The 17,770-nt window shown below is 42.5% G+C and carries 17 protein-coding genes and 1 tRNA gene; 7 read left to right on the top strand and 11 right to left on the bottom strand.

Annotated features, from left to right (window positions below; genetic code table 11):
- Positions 1-76: 76 nt before the first annotated feature.
- Entirely contained in the window at positions 77-2,320 is a 2,244-nt protein-coding gene (gene katG / locus ACFQ3Q_RS02950) for a catalase/peroxidase HPI (RefSeq protein ID WP_380742751.1), read from the top strand.
- 93 nt (positions 2,321-2,413) lie between these two features.
- On the opposite strand, the gene ACFQ3Q_RS02955 is transcribed toward katG, so the two are convergent.
- The 9 genes from ACFQ3Q_RS02955 to ACFQ3Q_RS02995 all read right to left on the bottom strand — a co-directional run bounded on the left by ACFQ3Q_RS02955 (position 2,414) and on the right by ACFQ3Q_RS02995 (position 11,452).
- On the bottom strand, positions 2,414-3,652 hold the full coding sequence (locus ACFQ3Q_RS02955) for an alpha/beta hydrolase-fold protein (RefSeq protein ID WP_380742752.1): 1,239 nt from the start codon (positions 3,650-3,652) through the stop codon (positions 2,414-2,416).
- Between the two features lie 153 nt (positions 3,653-3,805).
- Positions 3,806-4,615, bottom strand: coding sequence for a hypothetical protein (locus ACFQ3Q_RS02960; protein ID WP_380742754.1), 810 nt, complete (start codon positions 4,613-4,615; stop codon positions 3,806-3,808).
- 128 nt (positions 4,616-4,743) lie between these two features.
- Positions 4,744-5,445 (bottom strand): hypothetical protein, encoded by a 702-nt coding sequence (locus ACFQ3Q_RS02965; protein ID WP_380742756.1) that lies wholly within the window; start codon positions 5,443-5,445, stop codon positions 4,744-4,746.
- Between the two features lie 2 nt (positions 5,446-5,447).
- Positions 5,448-6,395 (bottom strand): ketopantoate reductase family protein, encoded by a 948-nt coding sequence (locus ACFQ3Q_RS02970; protein WP_380742758.1) that lies wholly within the window; start codon positions 6,393-6,395, stop codon positions 5,448-5,450.
- Between the two features lie 66 nt (positions 6,396-6,461).
- Positions 6,462-7,043 carry a Crp/Fnr family transcriptional regulator gene (locus ACFQ3Q_RS02975; protein ID WP_380742760.1) on the bottom strand — a complete coding sequence of 194 codons (582 nt, stop codon included), beginning with the start codon at positions 7,041-7,043 and terminating at the stop codon, positions 6,462-6,464.
- A 157-nt stretch (positions 7,044-7,200) separates the two neighbouring features.
- On the bottom strand, positions 7,201-7,653 hold the full coding sequence (locus ACFQ3Q_RS02980; protein WP_380742762.1) for a lipocalin family protein: 453 nt from the start codon (positions 7,651-7,653) through the stop codon (positions 7,201-7,203).
- 202 nt (positions 7,654-7,855) lie between these two features.
- Positions 7,856-8,419 carry a hypothetical protein gene (locus ACFQ3Q_RS02985; RefSeq protein WP_380742764.1) on the bottom strand — a complete coding sequence of 188 codons (564 nt, stop codon included), beginning with the start codon at positions 8,417-8,419 and terminating at the stop codon, positions 7,856-7,858.
- Positions 8,420-8,649: 230 nt separating this feature from the next.
- A complete protein-coding gene (locus tag ACFQ3Q_RS02990) occupies positions 8,650-10,383 on the bottom strand; it encodes an AIPR family protein (protein ID WP_380742766.1) in 1,734 nt (577 codons plus the stop codon).
- A gap of 202 nt (positions 10,384-10,585) precedes the next feature.
- On the bottom strand, positions 10,586-11,452 hold the full coding sequence (locus ACFQ3Q_RS02995; RefSeq protein WP_380742768.1) for an alpha/beta fold hydrolase: 867 nt from the start codon (positions 11,450-11,452) through the stop codon (positions 10,586-10,588).
- Positions 11,453-11,797: 345 nt separating this feature from the next.
- On the opposite strand from ACFQ3Q_RS02995, the gene ACFQ3Q_RS03000 reads away from it, so the two are divergent.
- The gene (locus tag ACFQ3Q_RS03000) at positions 11,798-12,184 is read left to right on the top strand and encodes a DUF302 domain-containing protein (RefSeq protein WP_380742770.1); all 387 of its coding nucleotides are present in this window, start codon (positions 11,798-11,800) and stop codon (positions 12,182-12,184) included.
- Between the two features lie 166 nt (positions 12,185-12,350).
- On the opposite strand, the gene ACFQ3Q_RS03005 is transcribed toward ACFQ3Q_RS03000, so the two are convergent.
- Together ACFQ3Q_RS03005 and ACFQ3Q_RS03010 are read right to left on the bottom strand one after the other, a co-directional pair.
- Positions 12,351-12,432 (bottom strand) — tRNA-Leu (locus ACFQ3Q_RS03005).
- A 4-nt stretch (positions 12,433-12,436) separates the two neighbouring features.
- Positions 12,437-12,673: a GIY-YIG nuclease family protein gene (locus tag ACFQ3Q_RS03010; protein WP_380745580.1), complete on the bottom strand. Its 237-nt coding sequence runs from the start codon at positions 12,671-12,673 to the stop codon at positions 12,437-12,439.
- Between the two features lie 283 nt (positions 12,674-12,956).
- On the opposite strand from ACFQ3Q_RS03010, the gene ACFQ3Q_RS03015 reads away from it, so the two are divergent.
- The 5 genes from ACFQ3Q_RS03015 to ACFQ3Q_RS03035 all read left to right on the top strand — a co-directional run bounded on the left by ACFQ3Q_RS03015 (position 12,957) and on the right by ACFQ3Q_RS03035 (position 17,744).
- The gene (locus ACFQ3Q_RS03015; RefSeq protein ID WP_380742772.1) at positions 12,957-13,898 is read left to right on the top strand and encodes a ribose-phosphate pyrophosphokinase; all 942 of its coding nucleotides are present in this window, start codon (positions 12,957-12,959) and stop codon (positions 13,896-13,898) included.
- Positions 13,899-14,064: 166 nt separating this feature from the next.
- Entirely contained in the window at positions 14,065-14,718 is a 654-nt protein-coding gene (locus tag ACFQ3Q_RS03020) for a 50S ribosomal protein L25/general stress protein Ctc (RefSeq protein WP_380742774.1), read from the top strand.
- Between the two features lie 138 nt (positions 14,719-14,856).
- Complete coding sequence (gene pth, locus ACFQ3Q_RS03025) at positions 14,857-15,483, top strand: aminoacyl-tRNA hydrolase (protein WP_380742777.1); 627 nt, start codon at positions 14,857-14,859, stop codon at positions 15,481-15,483.
- Positions 15,484-15,490: 7 nt separating this feature from the next.
- Positions 15,491-16,429 carry a bifunctional riboflavin kinase/FAD synthetase gene (locus tag ACFQ3Q_RS03030; RefSeq protein WP_380742779.1) on the top strand — a complete coding sequence of 313 codons (939 nt, stop codon included), beginning with the start codon at positions 15,491-15,493 and terminating at the stop codon, positions 16,427-16,429.
- Positions 16,419-17,744: an HTTM domain-containing protein gene (locus tag ACFQ3Q_RS03035; protein ID WP_380745581.1), complete on the top strand. Its 1,326-nt coding sequence runs from the start codon at positions 16,419-16,421 to the stop codon at positions 17,742-17,744. The genes ACFQ3Q_RS03030 and ACFQ3Q_RS03035 overlap by 11 nt, the downstream gene beginning before the upstream one ends.
- Positions 17,745-17,770 lie beyond the last annotated feature (26 nt).

Consider the following 17,770-nt stretch of genomic DNA (forward strand, 5'->3'; position numbering starts at 1 on the left):
TACTTATAGGGCATTAAAATTTATAAGCTAAGATTATTGTATTTTTAAGCGTATTAAATAACTAAAACTTCACACAATGGCGAACAACAATTCAGATAACCACAAAGTCTGGGATGTAAATGAATCTAGTAAATGCCCTTTTATGGGTGGAGCTACAAAGAAAACCGCAGGCGCCGGAACTTCAAACCGGGACTGGTGGCCAAACCAATTAAATTTACAAATCCTGAGACAGCATTCTTCGCTCTCCGATCCAATGGGAGAGGAATTCAACTATGCTGAAGAATTCAAGAAACTAGACCTGAAAGCAGTAAAAGAAGATCTTTTTGAGCTGATGACCGATTCGCAGGACTGGTGGCCAGCCGATTTTGGCCACTACGGCCCATTCTTCATCCGAATGGCCTGGCATAGTGCGGGAACTTACCGTATTGCCGATGGCCGTGGTGGCGGAGGTTCAGGATCCCAGCGTTTTGCGCCGCTAAATTCCTGGCCCGATAATGCCAACCTTGATAAGGCACGTTTGTTATTATGGCCAATTAAACAGAAATACGGAAAGAAAATTTCCTGGGCAGACCTTATGATCCTTGCCGGGAACTGCGCCCTTGAATCTATGGGCTTTAAGACCTTTGGTTTTGCCGGGGGTCGTGAAGATATCTGGGAGCCGGAACAGGATATTTACTGGGGCTCTGAAGGAGAGTGGTTAGGAAATAAAGAACGTTTTGAAGGTGAGGACCTTGAAAACCCTCTCGGAGCCACCCATATGGGGCTTATTTATGTAAACCCTGAAGGCCCTAACGGAAATCCCGATCCGGTTGCCGCAGCTCACAATATCCGCGAGACCTTCGGGCGTATGGCAATGAACGACTATGAAACGGTAGCCCTGATCGCCGGGGGACATACCTTCGGAAAAACGCACGGTGCTGCCGATGCTGATAAATATGTGGGGCACGAACCTGCAGGAGCAAGTATAGAAGAACAGGGGCTTGGCTGGAAGAACAGTTTCGGAAGCGGAAAAGCAGGAGATACCATTACCAGCGGGATAGAAGGTGCCTGGACGCAGACCCCAACTCAATGGAGTAACAAATTTTTTGAGAACCTGTTCACCTATGAGTGGGAATGTATTAAAGGTCCGGGCGGGGCATACCAATGGCAGCCTAAGGACAATGCGGGTGCGGGAACGGTTCCCGATGCACACGACCCTTCCAAAAAACACGCTCCGTTTATGCTTACCACAGACCTTTCCTTGAAGGAAGACCCTGAATATGCTAAGATCTCAAGGCATTTTTATGAGAATCCCGATGAGCTGGCCGATGCCTTTGCAAAGGCCTGGTATAAATTAACCCACCGTGATATGGGGCCGATTTCCCGTTACCTCGGGCCGGAAGTTCCATCAGAAGAATTGATCTGGCAGGACCCGATCCCGAAAGTGGAACACGAGCTTATTAACGATGAGGATATCGCTGCCCTTAAGGCGAAGCTTCTGGATTCTGGGCTTTCTGTTTCCCAGCTGGTTTCCACCGCCTGGGCTTCGGCATCAACCTACCGTAATTCAGACAAACGTGGTGGCGCTAATGGCGCAAGGCTTCGCCTGGCACCGCAAAAGAACTGGGAAGTGAATAATCCGGAAGAACTATCTAAAGTACTGGACAAGCTGGAAGCTGTTCAGAAGGATTTCAATAATGCCCAGTCCGGAAATAAAAAGGTTTCCCTTGCCGATCTTATCGTGCTTGGAGGATGTGCCGGGATCGAGAAAGCTGCTAAAAATGCAGGAAAGGAGATAAAGGTTCCTTTTACTCCGGGACGCGCCGATGCATCCCAGGAACAAACCGATGCAGAAGCATTTGCTCCGCTGGAACCTCGTGCCGACGGCTTCCGTAACTATGCGACGCACCAGAAAAATGTTTCGGCTTCGCCGGAAGAGATGCTTGTGGATAAAGCGCAGCTGTTATCGCTTACTCCACCTGAGATGACCGTACTGGTGGGTGGTATGCGTGTGCTTAATACAAATTATGACAGATCAAAACACGGGGTCTTCACCGAAAGGCCTGAAAGCCTGACCAACGATTTCTTTGTGAACCTGCTGGATATGAACACGACCTGGAAAGCAGTTTCTGATGATGAGAAGGAATTTGAGGGGCGTGATCGTTCTTCAGGAGCCGCGAAATGGACCGGAACCCGGGTAGATCTTATCTTCGGTTCTAATTCAGAACTTCGTGCCCTCGCTGAGGTATACGGATGCGGTGACTCGCAGGATAAGTTTTTAAAGGATTTTGTTAAGGCCTGGGATAAGGTGATGAATCTTGACCGGTTCGATCTTAAATGATCCTAAGCGGAACCTGTACTGAACAAAAAAGGTGATCTTAAGGTCACCTTTTTTGATTTATAGTTGTTTCTTTTTCTTGCCTATACCTGGTCACTATGACTTCGAAACTTCAGCTTCTATCTTATTTTCCAGGTCCCGAAGTTCTTCTATGCGCCACAACCTTAGCTTCTGATCCTCGGCCAGCCGGATAGCCTTGTTTATCTCCTCCTGCGCTGTCTGAATTTGCTCTTTCTTCAGATGAACTTCAGCAAGTTTTTCATACAATTCGAAGGATCCGGGATGTTCTTCCAGGCTTTCCTTCAATATAGCCTCGGCCTCATCATAATTTTTATCCCGGATGGCATTCGCTGCAAACAAACTTGCCAGGAAAGCTTCAGAATTAGGGTAATTGGCAGAGACGAGGTCTTTTATCTTTGCCAGTTCTTCCGGCTGGTCCTTTAGTACATAAACAACGCTGTTGTACAGGACAGCCTCGGCAATGGGCAGGGGGATATCAAAGGCCGAAGCATTTTTGCTGATGTATTTCTCCAGCTCTTCTGCCGATTCAAAATAGGGTTTTTCGATCTTCCATTCCTTAAAAATATCGCGGAGCGCCCATTTATAAGTTGGAGCCCCAACAGAATTATGGTTTTCTCTCTCAAATTTTCTGAATTTGAACTCCGGGCCGGCAACCTCCAGGAATTCCTTTACCCCCATCCTTTTTTCGTTTGCCAAAGACACGTACACCTCGGTGTTCAAGGAATCTTTTGTTGTATAGGTCTCTTTAGCCACTTTATTCATCGCGTTCTCTTCCCACCATAAAGCCGGGCTTATCGCGATATACTTATTGAAGAGTTCCGGGCGCTTTAAGGCGGCATTCACGATAAAGATTCCGCCAACGGAGTGTCCGGCAAGCACATTAAAGCCGAGGCTTTTGTAATGCTTTTCTATATAAGGCATTAGTTCCTGTTCTATGAAACTCAGCACCTCGTCGGCATTTCCACCATCCTTTACTCCCGGGATCGTCGGTTTGCAGTTCTTTTTATAAGTGGTGGAGCCTTTCCCGGAAATACCCACCAGGATCATTTCGGGGATGTTTTCGGAAATACCGCCCTGAAGCTCCAGGAGGCCCGCCACATATCGGAAATTGTAATCCCCATCCAAAATATAGAGTACCGGGTAATGTTGATCGGGTTTATAGTGATAGGATGGTGGTAAATAAATCGACAAGGGTCTGTCATCCTCTAAAATGTCGGAATGAACAGTATCTCTTATCCCGATATTTATTTGTTGACCAAAGGAAGTGGAGACGGAAAATAAAATGAAAAATACTACAACAAGTTTTTGGCTCATAGCTGTAATTTGGTGCCCCTAAAGTTATCGGCTGAAGCCTGAAGGGGCGATTAGTGAGATGGGTTTTCTGTTCTTTAAGTCGGAATTTTCAACGATGAAGTTAACCAATTTCATTTAAAGTCGCTGCTCTGGCAATGGCCGGGAAATATCCATCTATTCAGAATGCTTTAATGCTTTTATAAGGTTTTCTACGAAACTCTCTCTTTTTTTTTCGCTAAGCAGGTCTAAAGACAAGAACGGATTTAGATCTTCCAGCTCCACCAGCAAAAGGGAATCATCTTTTAGTCTGCAGGCATCCACCCGTGTAATTCCCCGTTCGATGTCATTCCATTCAATAAATTTTTCCGCGAATTTCAGGTCCCCGGGAGCAGGTTCATATTCGGTTAATTCCCACCTCTTTTTCTTATCGGGAGCATACAGCGCATATTGAAATTCGTCGTTCAGATAAAAGAAGGAAACTTCATATTCAAAATCTATATAAGGCTGAATAAGTTTCCCGCCGGTTCCTGAGCTTAATAGCTCCTTTTTATCCAGGGTCTCCATCCCTATGGAATCGCCGCCGTTCCATATTTTGAGGATATATTTATCGGGTTCACCGAGTCTTTCAATTTCGTTAAGCTCCTTTACCGTGGGGATCACCGGGTATCCCAGCCTGGTAAGTTCCAGGAGATAGAGTTTCCCCTGTACGTCTCCTTTTCCGTCGAAGGAATTGAAAGTGAGTATGTTCTGTCCTTTAACCGCGGAAAGGAATTTCTGAAAATATTCCGGAAAACCAATTACGGGACCGGTATTTCTGAAGACCACAAGATCGGCAAGTTTGAGATAAGGGATGGCCTGGTGCGGATGCCCGATGAGGATGTTGAAATGTGGCTTTAACTTCGAGGTAAGAAAGAGGTCTTCCTCATAATAGTTCCTTCCCTGGGCTTCGTAATAAAGGTCTGTTAGGTATAATATCGTTTTCATTGGCTAAACTTCAATCTTTGCTAATTACAGGATTTTTGCCTGTATTCTGGTTATAAACGGGCAAATACTCTTCACCTGAACTTCAAACCGGTTTCGAAGTTAATCCTTTCGTGGGGAATGAAATAATGCTATTGATCGCCATTAATACTGCTTTTAATTTTTTTGTTCAGGCTTTCAATGCGGGCTTTATTTTCTCTGAGTTCCCCAATACTGGCCTTAAATGTCCTGATATTATTCAATTTCGGGAACAAAAGTTTATTACCGGCAAATGAGCCTGAGACCAGCAGGTTTGGATAATTCAGGAGGAGGATCAGGCTTTTGATAAAATCTGGTTTTGAAGCGGTAAAGCCTATTTTTTCTGCTGTTCTTTGATTCAGGATATAGGTTGTTCCTTCTACCGGGAGATCCGGGTTCCCGTCCTCCTTTATTAATTCCAGCAGCCCTTCCAAATATTGCTGGAGGATAAAGGCTTTGCGTTTACTACCGGGGGAATCCCTGTTAAGCACAAAATAATAATCGAATAATGTGCCTCCGTGAATGATGATGCTATCCTTTGTTTTTTCTGCTAAAAGCAGCGTAGAGTAATACTTCAGTCTTCCGCTTTTTACAAGGAATGGCACATCAAAAAATGGTGCTAAAACTGTCAGGGTGATCCAGGTAAAAAGGAAGGGGAGAAAGTAGATGCCGTAAAAATACGAGATCAAAGAGACGGATAACAGGATCAATAAGGAATAGCTTATGAGCTGTATCCGGAATTTTTTTCTTTCTCTCTCGGGTTTCTGATAATAGGGATGTTGCAAGTCAGATTTATGTTTAAATTTTGATGTCAAAGTTATATGTTAAGCTGTTTTTTCTTCAGTTGCTGGTATATTTTTTTGGTAGAGGAAGTATCCACCTGCAATTCGGCGCCATACCTGATGATGGTTCCGGCGAAAAGCTCCAGTTCATTTTCTTCCTTGCCCGAATTGATGTCAATCTGCAGTGAAGTTGGTGTTCCAAAGGGAAAAGCAGCGGCTTTCTCAACGGTCTTCTGGATGATATCTTCAGGAAGGTAGATTTGTTTTTTATCTGCGATCAGTTTTACTTCCCGCATAATGGCTATGGCCTCTTTCTTTTGATGTTCCTCAGCGAAAACAGCCCCAATAGATGAGTTGTGTTTTGCCGATACCAAACCAACACTGGCTATAAAGATGAACTTGGTCCAGATATCGGTTAAGGCACTCTTCCTGAATTCATAGTCTATATTGCTTTCCCTGATGAGCTCAGCCACCCAATCGACATCTTCCGAGAGGTGTTCAGGGTCTTTGCCAAAGATCAGTTTTCCCGGCTTTCCGTGGTGTTCAATGATCCCTTTTTCTTTAATGTGGGAGGCTACATAAACACAGGAGGGTAAAATTATGTTATGGGGAATAATGCTGCGTATTCTTTCGTGAATATCGGCGCCATTCATCATAGGTAACAGGATGGTTTCTTCTGAAATGACCCCGCTCAGCTGGCGGCAGACATTTTCGAGATCATATTCCTTCACGCAGATCAGGACCAGGTGCGGGTTGCGTATTTCGGCTATCTCCCCGTAGATCTCATCTGGTCTCGTCCTGTTCTCCGAGTGTTCGGGAGACAACAGGCTGAGTCCGTTTTCTTTCAGGATCCTGTAGGTTTCCCCTCTTGCCGTAAATGATATTTTGTGGCGCCTGGTGGTCTCGTTGGTCTTATTCAGTTTAAACCCGAAGTAACCGCCAACGCCTCCGGTACCAACTACTGCAATATGCTTTTTGTTCATTTCTAAAGTGTTTTGTGCAAAGCTCTGAAGGGAAGCCCGAACCGGCACTTGACAAATGACAAGAAATTACATTTTGCTTGTTTCCTTTCTGATCCGGCTTAAGGAACTGTCGGTGATCCCAAGATAGGAAGCGATTATTTTAAGAGGAACGTGCTGAAAGATATCCGGTTGCTGCTTTATAAGGTTAAGATACCTCGTTTCTGCCTTTTTACTCGCCATTTCTATCATCCGGTCATTAAGTTTGTAGTAATTAATCACGAACAGAAGGCGGCTGAATTCCCTGAATTCGGGGATGTTATGGAAGTTGGACTGCACATTCTCCAGGCCTGTCTCCCAGAACGAACAGGGGCTTAAGGTCTCAAAGATCTCTTTTGTGGGTTCCTGCCTGAAGAAGGACAAGAAGTCGTTCACAAAGCAGGGGGCAGCATAAATGTTGGTGGTCACCTCCTCGTTGTCTTCATTCAGGATATAGGAGCGCATATATCCTTCTTCCAAAAAATAGGTTTTGGTGCTAATGCTGTCAAGGTCGAGCAGCACGGCATTTTTATCCAGTTCAAAAGGCTCAAAGGTCTCCGTGATCTTTGCGACCACCTCTTTCTCTATGGGGAATAAGGAATGAAAATAATCATTAAGCGAAGACTTGTCCATTGGGTTGGGCTTAAGACGGATTTTGCGGATAAAAGTAATTATTTCTTATGAAGCCCGGGAGCTGCTTTACAGAAGTTTTGCCACTCCTGGCTAATTCGCCCTTCGTCATTAAGATTCATAAACATGATAAAAGCAAGCAGGGATGCTAAAATTACGCCTACTCCAGCCTGAAGTAAACATCTGCTTTGCGCTCAATTTCCTTCCCGTCTTTGGTATACGGGCTGTAAGAGAACATCCGCATCGTCTTGCTATTGGGGAAATCTACCAGATCTCTCACCGTACTGCCGTTTTCGCCGCTTATCCTGTATTTGCCTTCTGAGATCCGCTCCCAGCTCAGATCGGTGGTGGTGGCGCGTTCATTTATTTCGCATTGGCCCTGGGCATTGAAATGATAGTGCACAGAACTCATATCGCCGTTCGGGCTGAAAGTCAGGGTGCTCTTCTGGAAACAGTCGGAGCCCCGGGTCTCCATTACTTCTCCCTCTGCGGGATATTCCAGTAATTTCTTGTAGTGCCAGCTGCCGATTATCGGGTCATCGGGAGTCTCGTTTTCTGCTTCGGGAGAGCAGGCCATTAAAATGAGGGCTAAGAGAAATAGTAGTTTTTTCATCTTCCGGTATTAATTAAAACGTCATATAAAGGTCCCGGGTGGCAGGTGAACGGGTGTAGGGAAGGAAATCTGCTGTTCCGCCTGCCGGCAGTTAAGACCTTATTTGCGGGTCAAGATAATTATTTTCTTGCTAAGGCTATCGATTAATGGTAATGACCGCTATTATGTACTCTTGCGCATATGACGGGTAAAGTTTTTCTGTTTATTCCTGTCCGGGATCTTCCACTGTCTCAAAAGTATAGGCTTCGTAGTAATCGCCTAAAATGCCGGTTCTTGATCTGCAGAACACCATTCTGTTTTCTGATAACTCCGCAAGCGTATAGTAAGCAAAGGTTGAACCGGAAGCCGTGTTGTCCTTGTTGGTATAGCCTCTTCCAAAGCTCATATATATGGTCTCAGGATCATCAAGCATCAGCAACCTGGCCCCGAAGGCCTCCCGGTCGGCTGTAAAAATGCCGTCATTTACATCTGCAAAGCAAAGCTGGTCCCCATAGGTGATTATGGCTTCATCGCTTTCGGCAGAAAAAGTATAGATGTCATCACTAACACAGTCTAAGGTAAAATAGAAATCATCCGCAGGGTCAGCATATTTGTTTATCACCTCTGTGATCCTCCAGGATTTTTCGCTGTCTCCGTGTATCACAGACATTTGTGAGGCAGGGAATGTTGGGATGCTGTCGCCGAGATCGTCATTTGAACAATTGCTGAAAATAAAACCCAAGCCAATAAGGCTTAGAAATCTTAGGGAGCTGTAAATTTTTTTCATGATGTTTTCCTGGAAATAAGAATCTATATAAATTTTAGTGTTTTGTTTGTTTTAACCCATATCTTCTAAGGACAATTGCATATAACGGTCTCGGTTATCGCCAGTTGGCGGAGTAGGGGACGCGGTCCCGACACATCGGGAGTCGGCTTAGTATTGGTTCGTTGGTCAAGTTAATTATTTTCTTACTAACGCTGCCGCTTATTGGCGATGAACGTTGTTATATGCAGTTTTTATTGAACTTTTAAATATTTGTCAACTAATTTTTCATTTATCAGGTCAGTTGTATTCTTTCTTTCTACCGCTTTTCTATCCTTAAAATTTATTCCTAACTCATCACTTTCTATAAATTCTGCAGCTTTTTTAAAATACTCAAACGATTTATCGTAATCTTCTAAAATTTTGAAAATCTGCTCACACGATTTTTTAATTTTTGCTCTATCACGCAAACTTGATGAAATTGATTTAGTGATTAAAAAGCGAAAAACCATAAGAATGTGATATCTAAATCTTTTCGAATTATCAAATAATTTATTTTCATTTAGAATCTGTTCTAAAGTGAAGTAAGATAAAGCGCTAATATAATAAGGATAATAATCGTGATCTGGGTTAAATATTTCAGCACCAATTTTATCAATTAATCTTCCATAATTTCCCGTTACATTATGTGGATTATTTAAAAACATAGAAGAAAGTGATTTTATTTGACTCTCTCTATTTACTATTCTATACAGAGGAACATCATCATCACTTTTGTACTGATTTGTTCGTCTTTCATAGAACAGTTTATAATCGTTATTTTCTAAGGAATTATAGTAATCCTCCAGGTTTCGTTGAAAATCCGATAGCGCTTCTAATTCTACAGCATCTACAGCGGTTTGATTGTTTGTAGCACGAGTTATATCACTTTTTATTTCCTGATTTGTTGTGACAATAATTTTGATGGGAATATGCATGTTTTCAATCCCCTCAATAGAACGATTTTCATATAAAACATTGCTAGTTTGACAACCATTTACAATTTGATAATTAGAGAGTGTAATTGTTTCTCCTGGTCCTGTAATTTCTTCGGCAACAATAGTAACTCCATTATTGAGAATACAAAATTGTTCCATCTGGCCCTTCTGTATTGTGCTAGAAATATCTTTATTAACAGGATTATTATCTTGTTCTAAGTAGTCACGAATATTATCATCAAAAACAGATTTCATTTTACCTGTTTCATCAATTATTATTTTTTTGAACTCTGAAAATGGGAGTAAACCTGAATATGCAACAGTAATTTCTTCTATTGTTGGGATGTTTACTTTTCGTTCAAATTTTATTGTTGCTTCAACAGGTTCTTTTGTTTTACGATATAAGTTTTGGAGTTCCTTAGAATCTACTGGTTGAACGTTAACTTTATTGAATAAATCCAAATTTTCAATTTCCTTTTTATTTGATTCTATGATGCTAACTAAATTTGGATCCTCGACCCATTTTCCAGAAGTACAGAAATACAGCATACAGTTTGGACTTCTTTCCCTCATATATCTCGTGTTATTATATATGAATTCTCGCATTTCAATAAAATTTCTCATTTCATCAGTAGCGAATAAAGTTGCATCTTCTGTAAAATAATTTTTAGTCCAACGACAAAAATTTTCAATTTGTTGGTTATTGAAACTCGAGGAAGTTTTAGATTGTACAAAAACAAATGTTACAGTTAACATTCTGTTCATTTCCATTATCTGTCTTATTTCACTAGTGTTTGCACATAACTTATTATTTACAATAATCCCAATGCCATCTATTCCTTGGGCAGAATCACCAGTGCTAATTGACTTTTCGTCAAATGATATTGAATCAAATTCTTTGTTTATTACACAAAAGTTGCAGAAATACTCAAATTGTAAACTTGATTTTAATTTTTGATATCCTTTTCTATCAATAAAATCGTTTAAAAATCCTCTTGTTATTGTATCCATTAAAATTATTTAGGTTTAGATTTCCGTGTAAAATTTGCATATAACGTTCTCGGTTATCGCCAGTTGGCGGAGTAGGGGACGCGGATTTGTCGGCTTAATATTGGTTCGTTGGTCAAATTAATTATTATCTTTCTAACGGTCCCGGCTATTGGCGATGAACCGTTTTTAGCTAAAGTTATTTTTCCTCGAATAACCTTTTGATCTAATCCCATTTCGATGTTGGTCTCTCAAATGGTTCTGTCAGAAATTTATCAACTATAGAATTAAAGTACTTTGGATTTGAACCAGGAGTATAATGTGTTTCTCCAGGCATTATACATAATTGAGCGTGCGGTAAATTCTCAAAAATTTCTACCGCATGTTCGTTTTTTATAATATCCTTATCTCCATTTATTACTAACACAGCTGCATTTACATTTTGCAATTCAGAATGGGAAATATTAGGCTGATAATACAAAAGTTGATCTAGTTGTTTTTCTAAGTTCCAATCTTTTGATTTATCTCCTTTGGCTATCATTTTCTTAGCTTCATCTAAGTTTTCTTTAACATTTTTCGGAGCCCAACTGTTTACAGCGGTTGTATCTGGTCTTAAATTGGCTCCCATTGTGACAATTTTTTTAATTTTTACATTGTTATTAATTCCCATTTTTAAACCAACAATACCCCCGTCACTCCATCCTACGATATTTATAGAATCAAGTTTTAGATGCTTTACTAATCCTTCCCAGTCTTTAGCTATTTGGTTGTATGTCAAAGAATCTGTTTTTAATTCTGATTTTCCCTGACCTCGGCTATCTGCAACTATAATTCTAAATTTATCTTTGAAAAAATCAATCTGATTTTCCATTGATTTAATATCTGCACCGCAACCGTGAATTAGAAGCAATGGTTCTCCTTTACCATATTCTTCGTAATAAATTTTAGTCTTATTTATTTCTACAAATTTTCCAACCTTTGAATTGTCACCGTATGGAATTTCAAATTTGGAATTTTCTTTATTCTGGGAGTATGTAAGTCCGAAAACTAAAAATGCTATTAAGACAGTAAAATTTGATACAGGATTTTTCATAAAATAATTTTTGCTAATGTGCTATATCCCTCAAACCATTCTCCTTTTCAGGAAAATGCTCCGGGATAAATTCTTAAAAAGTGATCTTAAGTGTAGGGAAGGTAAAATCGGGGCCTAAGTTAGTAAAAACCAAGAGATTTTGTACGGTTTTGCTTACAGGGGCATTTGCGGGCGTGGAGCAGGTTTTTGGAAAAGGCATAAAAGCCCCCAAAGAACAGAGTCCTTGGGGGTTCAAGTTACCCACTATCTCATTTGCCCAAAAATAAAACGACCTACTGTAACTTAAGTTACGGTGCAGGTCTCTTTTTTTTATTTAATAGTAGTAACCTAAAAAAAGCTTGCATTATGAATTATTATAAGGAAAAAAAGATTTCGGGAACTTTTGAAGAAGCTATAGAGCGGGTGAAGGAAGAACTCGAAAAAGAAGGTTTCGGAGTACTGACCGAAATAAATGTAAATGAGACCTTCAAAAAGAAGCTGGATGTAGATTTCAGAAAGTACAGGATCCTGGGAGCCTGTAATGCCCCTTATGCCCATAAGGCTATTCTTGAAGAAGACAAGGTTGGCGTTATGCTGCCTTGTAACGTAATTGTTCAGGAACTGGAAAACGGGGAGATAGAAGTTGCGGCTGTTAACCCGATTGCCTCTATGCAGTCGATAGACAATCCCGGCCTGAAACCTATAGCTGAAGAGATAAAAGCCAAACTGGATAAGGTGATCTCTATGATCTGAGAGGCTAATTGTTTTAAAACCTGAAAATGAAAAAGGCTGCCAAATATCTGGCAGCCTTTTTTGGTTGATCTCCGGGAAGAGTAATGCTTCGTCTTTCCCTATTCCAGTCAGAACTTCATAAAAGGGAATAAAAAACCCCGAAAAATGAACTTTTTCGGGGTTTGAGTACTCGAGGCGGGAATCGAACCCGCACGACCGAAGTCACTGGATTTTGAATCCAGCGCGTCTACCAGTTCCGCCACTCGAGCATTACTAATGCTTGTCTCTTATATGTCTTAATTGTTCTTTACCGGTTCCGGATTTCCAGTATTTCTCTCTGGTCCTGGCCTGAACCCTGGTACTGCAAATTTCAGAAAAAATTAATTCAAAAGGCCTGTAAAAGCGAGTTGTTTTTTCTTTTCCTGAATTATGCCTCTCGATACGTGCCTTTAGATCACTGGTCAAGCCTACGTAAATGTAGTTGTGTTCTAAACTTGATATGGCATACACGTAGAACAATTAAAAAGAACTTTAAAATTTCCACCCTGCTTCCCGGCTGACTTGTCTGCCGGTTCCGCCCTGCCTGCCGGCAGGCAGGCACTCGAGCAAGTGGAGGGCAAAAGTATAAAATTTTTCGTTTTTTCAATACTTTCGGTTTATTTTTATTTTCTGCTGCAAAGCCTGTTGCGGCCCTGCCTGAAGTTTGTAATTTACAAGGGCTTTACGGGTTTTAGGTACCGATTAAATTTCTAAATTTGCAGCCACAACTATTAATGCACAAAAACAACACAACATGTCCAACGCAATGACCGAAGCAAAGATCTTTCCCTGTACCCAAAGCAGGGATCTGGCCGAAAAAATAGCAGCCGCCTATGGCACCAAACTTGGGAACGTGATCACTTCCACCTATTCTGACGGGGAGTTTCAGCCTTCCTTTGAAGAATCCATAAGAGGATCGCGCATCTTTATTATAGGCTCTACCAACCCGGGAGCCAATAACCTGATGGAAATGCTGCTGATGCTGGATGCCGCCAAGAGAGCTTCGGCAAGACACATCACCGCTGTAATGCCTTATTTCGGCTGGGCAAGACAGGACCGTAAGGATAAACCTCGTGTGCCTATAGCCGCCAAGATGGTTGCCAGTATCCTGGAAACCGCCGGGGCTACCCGAATTATCACAATGGACCTGCACGCCGACCAGATACAGGGATTCTTCGAGAAGCCCGTAGACCATCTTTTCGCTTCCACCATCTTTTTGCCTTACGTAAGAAGCCTGAAACTTGACAATCTTACCATCGCTTCGCCCGATATGGGAGGTTCCAAGAGAGCCTATGCCTATTCCAAAGCCCTGGAAAGCGATGTGGTGATCTGTTACAAGCAGCGCGCCAAGGCTAACAAGATCTCGCATATGGAGCTAATAGGAAACGTGGAAGGTAAGAACGTGGTGCTGGTAGACGATATGGTAGACACCGCCGGAACCCTTACCAAAGCTGCCGATGTAATGATGGAAAGAGGGGCGCTTAGCGTTCGCGCCATCTGTACGCATCCCGTACTTTCCGGGGAGGCTTATGAGCGTATCGAGAACTCACAGCTTCAGGAACTTATCGTGACCGACTCTATTCCGCTTAGAAAAGAAAGCAGAAAAATAAGGGTGGTGAGCTGTGCCGATCTTTTTGCCGATGTGATGAAACGCGTACACGACAATAAATCCATCAGTTCTAAATTTATCATGTAAGGCTTTTCTTCGGTTTTTATAGCTGAAGCTCAGCGCTTAAAATATTTTTGGCCGAAGGTTTTATAGCAGGGAAAAAAGCATTACTTTTGCAGCCTAAAATTTTTTATGCAGGTGAAGGCAGTTCATACAGAACTTGACGACATCTGTTAACCTAAACATTTTTATAATGAAATCAATTACGATCAACGGATCTAAAAGAGAAAGCGTAGGGAAGAAAGCTACAAAAGCTCTGCGTAATGCTGGACAGGTTCCTTGCGTACTTTACGGGAGAGATGCCGAGCCATTACACTTTTCAGCAGACGAAATTGCGTTTAATGACCTGGTATATACTCCAGACGTGCACACCGTGGAGATCAAGTTGGCAGGTGGTGAGAAAATTGATGCTATCCTTCAGGATATCCAGTTCCACCCTGTGACCGATGCTATTCTGCACGTAGATTTCTACCAGATTCAGGAAGACAGACCAATCACTATGGAAATCCCAATTCACACTGTTGGTGTGGCCCGTGGGGTTAAAAATGGTGGGGTATTGCGTTACAACCTTCGTCGTCTTAAAGTTAGAGGTCTTGCTAAAGAACTTCCGGACTTTATAGAAGCGAACGTAACCAAGCTTAAAATTGGACAGAAACTATATGTAACTGCCGTAGAAAGCGAAGAGTATACAATTCAGCACCCTGATAACACCGTGATCTGTCAGGTTAGAACTTCACGTAACATCGTTGCTCTTGATGAGGAAGATGAAGATGAAGTACCAGCAGATGAAGTACCATCTACTGAAACTGATGATGTAGCAGCTGTAAAAGAGGGTGAAGACTCTTAAATAGTTCAGTTACTAAAATTATAAAGAGCATTCCGCTTCGGTTTCTGAAGTTGGGATGCTTTTTTTTTACAGAAGATTGAAGCATACCCGGGACTGGTAAAATATTTTAATAATTTTATCTTTACCAAAACAAAACCTATGCTGTCTTTCTTCGGAAGAATTTTAAGTAAGAAAAAGCCCCGGGAAGAAATAGACCCAATGAAGAAGTTCCTTATTGCAGGCCTTGGAAACCCAGGCCCCAAATATGAAAATACAAGACATAATATAGGCTTTAAGATCCTTGATGAACTTGCCAGAAGGGAAGACATCAGTTTCGAGACCCAGAAGCTGGGCGACCTGGCGCAGTTCAGGTTTAAAGGCAGGACCTTTATCCTGCTTAAGCCGAATACCTATATGAACCTTAGCGGGAAAGCCGTGAACTACTGGCTTACCAAGGAGAAGATCCCCCACGAGAACCTGCTCGTGGTCACCGATGATCTGAACCTTTCGTTCGGAACACTCAGGTTAAAGACCAAAGGAAGTGATGGCGGGCATAACGGGCTTAAGGATATTCAGGCCGTACTGAACACTTCCAAATATAACAGATTTCGTTTCGGGATAAGTGATGAATTCTCCAAAGGCCGCCAGGTAGACTATGTGCTGGGAGAATGGGATGAAGAGGAACAGAAGAAATTGCCCGAGCGACTTGAAAAATCGGCTGAATTAATAAAATCTTTCGGGACGGCCGGCGTTTCAAACACAATGAATACTTTTAACGGAAAATAAGTTGAGCTTGAAAATACATAAAGGAGCTAACGCTTTTAGCAGCGATCATCAGACAGCGGTTACCATTGGAACTTTTGACGGGGTGCACGCGGGCCACAGAAAGATCATCGAACGCCTGGTGAACTCGGCCAATGCCAACGACCTGGAATCGGCGATACTTACCTTTTTCCCGCATCCGAGAATGGTGCTTCAGAAAGAAAGCGGCATAAAACTTATTAATACCATAGAGGAGCGAACCCAGCTTTTGGAAAGCACCGGGATAGACCATCTTATCATCCACCCTTTTACACACCAGTTTTCCAGGCTTACTGCGCGCGAATTTGTTCGCGATATCCTGGTGAATAAACTAAAGGCAAAAAAAGTGATCATAGGTTACGATCACCGCTTTGGAAGGAACAGGACCGCAGATATAGAAGATCTGAGGGAGTTCGGGAAGGAGTACGATTTTGAAGTGGAAGAGATCAGCCAGCAGGATGTGGAAGAGGTAGCCGTGAGTTCCACCAAGATCAGGAACGCCCTTCTTAACGGGAGTGTTGAAAAAGCAAACCGTTATCTGCAGACCCCTTTCAGCCTTAGCGGCATCGTGGTAGAAGGAAGAGGCCTTGGTAAAAAATTCGCATACCCTACAGCAAACCTCTCCATACAGGAAGACTATAAGCTTATCCCGCAGAACGGGGTTTACGTGGTGAAGGCCGAAATTGACGGAAAGAATTACTTCGGGATGATGAATATTGGTACAAACCCTACTGTGGGTGGGGAAGAGCAAAGCATTGAGACCTATTTCTTTGGTCTCGATAAAGACCTTTACGGAAGAAAGCTTAAGATAGAAATGCTGGTTCGCATCAGGGATGAGAAGAAATTCGATTCTGTAGATGCTCTCAAGATCGCGATGAAGCAGGATGAAGCTTTCTCTAAGCAGTATATTAAAGACAATTATGCTGAATAACTGGCTTTTCAGGCAGATCGATAATTCAGCCCTGATCGTTTTCAGGGTGTTTTTCGGGTTGTTGATAAGCATTGAAGCCTTTGGAGCCATATTTTCCGGCTGGATAAGGCGCACTTTCATCGAGCCACAGTTCACCTTTAACTTTATAGGCTTCGAATTCCTGCAACCCCTTCCCGGCGACGGGATGCTCTGGTATTATGGAGTAATGGGGCTCTTCGGGATCTTTGTGATGTTTGGTTTTAAATACCGCCTCAGTATGGCCGCCTATACCCTGATGTGGGCTTCGGTGTACCTGATGCAGAAATCTTCCTATAACAATCATTACTACTTGCTGATGCTGCTATGCGGGATAATGGTCTTTTTACCTGCGCATCGCTGGCTTTCAGTAGATGCCTGGCGTAAACCCGAAATAAAAAGAATCTCGATGCCCAGGTGGGTCTGGGTATTTATTGTGCTGCAGCTCTGGATCGTCTATACCTATGCTTCGGTGGCAAAAATGTACCCCGACTGGCTGGACGGGAGCCTGCCGGCATTATTGATGAGGGGTAAACGGGATTACTGGCTGGTGGGCGAATTCCTGCAGGAAAGCTGGATTCGGTATGCCATTGCCTATTTTGGCCTTGTTTTCGACCTTCTTATTATTCCTTTTCTGTTATGGAGAAGGACGAGGTTAACAGCTTTCATACTGGCCATTTTCTTCCATCTTTTTAATAGTTTTATTTTCCATATCGGGATCTTCCCTTATTTGTCTCTGGCCTTCTGCCTTTTCTTTTTTCCTACTGAAAGCATCAATAGATTTTTCCTTCGTAAAAAGAAACCGCATTATGATCACGCCACTTCAGAAATTATTGTGCCCAAACACCGCAAGCTCCTGATAGGGACCATAGCTGTCTGGCTGCTCATCCAGGCCGGTTTGCCCTTGAGGCACTGGTTCTTTCAGGATAATGTGCTCTGGACCGAAGAGGGGCACCGCCTCAGCTGGAGAATGATGCTCAGGGCAAAGTCCGGAAGGAGCACCTTTAAGGTAGTCGAAAAGGGTCGTAAGGATACTATCTTCATCAATAAAGCCAAATATCTCTCCCGGAAACAACTGCGCGCTATTAACTCTAAGCCCGATATGATGTGGCAGTTCGCTCAGCGCCTGGAGAAAGAGTATGCCGAAAAGGGCAAGGAGGTGGAGGTGTATATAGACTCGAAGGTGAGCGTGAACGGCAGGCCTTTAAAACGCTTCATAGATCCAAAGGTGGATATGGCCAAGGCAGAATGGCACCACTTAAGGCATAACGACTGGATTTTACCTTCCGATTTAGACTAGAACTTTTACAGGCTTTTGTTACATTT

The organism is Salegentibacter chungangensis, assembly GCF_042678405.1.
Lineage (GTDB): Bacteria > Bacteroidota > Bacteroidia > Flavobacteriales > Flavobacteriaceae > Salegentibacter_A > Salegentibacter_A chungangensis.

Coding starts and splice junctions, on each gene's coding strand:
- katG (WP_380742751.1), top strand. CDS start 77: ATGGCGAACAACAATTCAGATAACCACAAAGTCTGGGATGTAAATGAA.
- ACFQ3Q_RS02955 (WP_380742752.1), bottom strand. CDS start 3,652: ATGAGCCAAAAACTTGTTGTAGTATTTTTCATTTTATTTTCCGTCTCC.
- ACFQ3Q_RS02960 (WP_380742754.1), bottom strand. CDS start 4,615: ATGAAAACGATATTATACCTAACAGACCTTTATTACGAAGCCCAGGGA.
- ACFQ3Q_RS02970 (WP_380742758.1), bottom strand. CDS start 6,395: ATGAACAAAAAGCATATTGCAGTAGTTGGTACCGGAGGCGTTGGCGGT.
- ACFQ3Q_RS02975 (WP_380742760.1), bottom strand. CDS start 7,043: ATGGACAAGTCTTCGCTTAATGATTATTTTCATTCCTTATTCCCCATA.
- ACFQ3Q_RS02980 (WP_380742762.1), bottom strand. CDS start 7,653: ATGAAAAAACTACTATTTCTCTTAGCCCTCATTTTAATGGCCTGCTCT.
- ACFQ3Q_RS02985 (WP_380742764.1), bottom strand. CDS start 8,419: ATGAAAAAAATTTACAGCTCCCTAAGATTTCTAAGCCTTATTGGCTTG.
- ACFQ3Q_RS02990 (WP_380742766.1), bottom strand. CDS start 10,383: ATGGATACAATAACAAGAGGATTTTTAAACGATTTTATTGATAGAAAA.
- ACFQ3Q_RS02995 (WP_380742768.1), bottom strand. CDS start 11,452: ATGAAAAATCCTGTATCAAATTTTACTGTCTTAATAGCATTTTTAGTT.
- ACFQ3Q_RS03000 (WP_380742770.1), top strand. CDS start 11,798: ATGAATTATTATAAGGAAAAAAAGATTTCGGGAACTTTTGAAGAAGCT.
- ACFQ3Q_RS03015 (WP_380742772.1), top strand. CDS start 12,957: ATGTCCAACGCAATGACCGAAGCAAAGATCTTTCCCTGTACCCAAAGC.
- ACFQ3Q_RS03020 (WP_380742774.1), top strand. CDS start 14,065: ATGAAATCAATTACGATCAACGGATCTAAAAGAGAAAGCGTAGGGAAG.
- pth (WP_380742777.1), top strand. CDS start 14,857: ATGCTGTCTTTCTTCGGAAGAATTTTAAGTAAGAAAAAGCCCCGGGAA.
- ACFQ3Q_RS03035 (WP_380745581.1), top strand. CDS start 16,419: ATGCTGAATAACTGGCTTTTCAGGCAGATCGATAATTCAGCCCTGATC.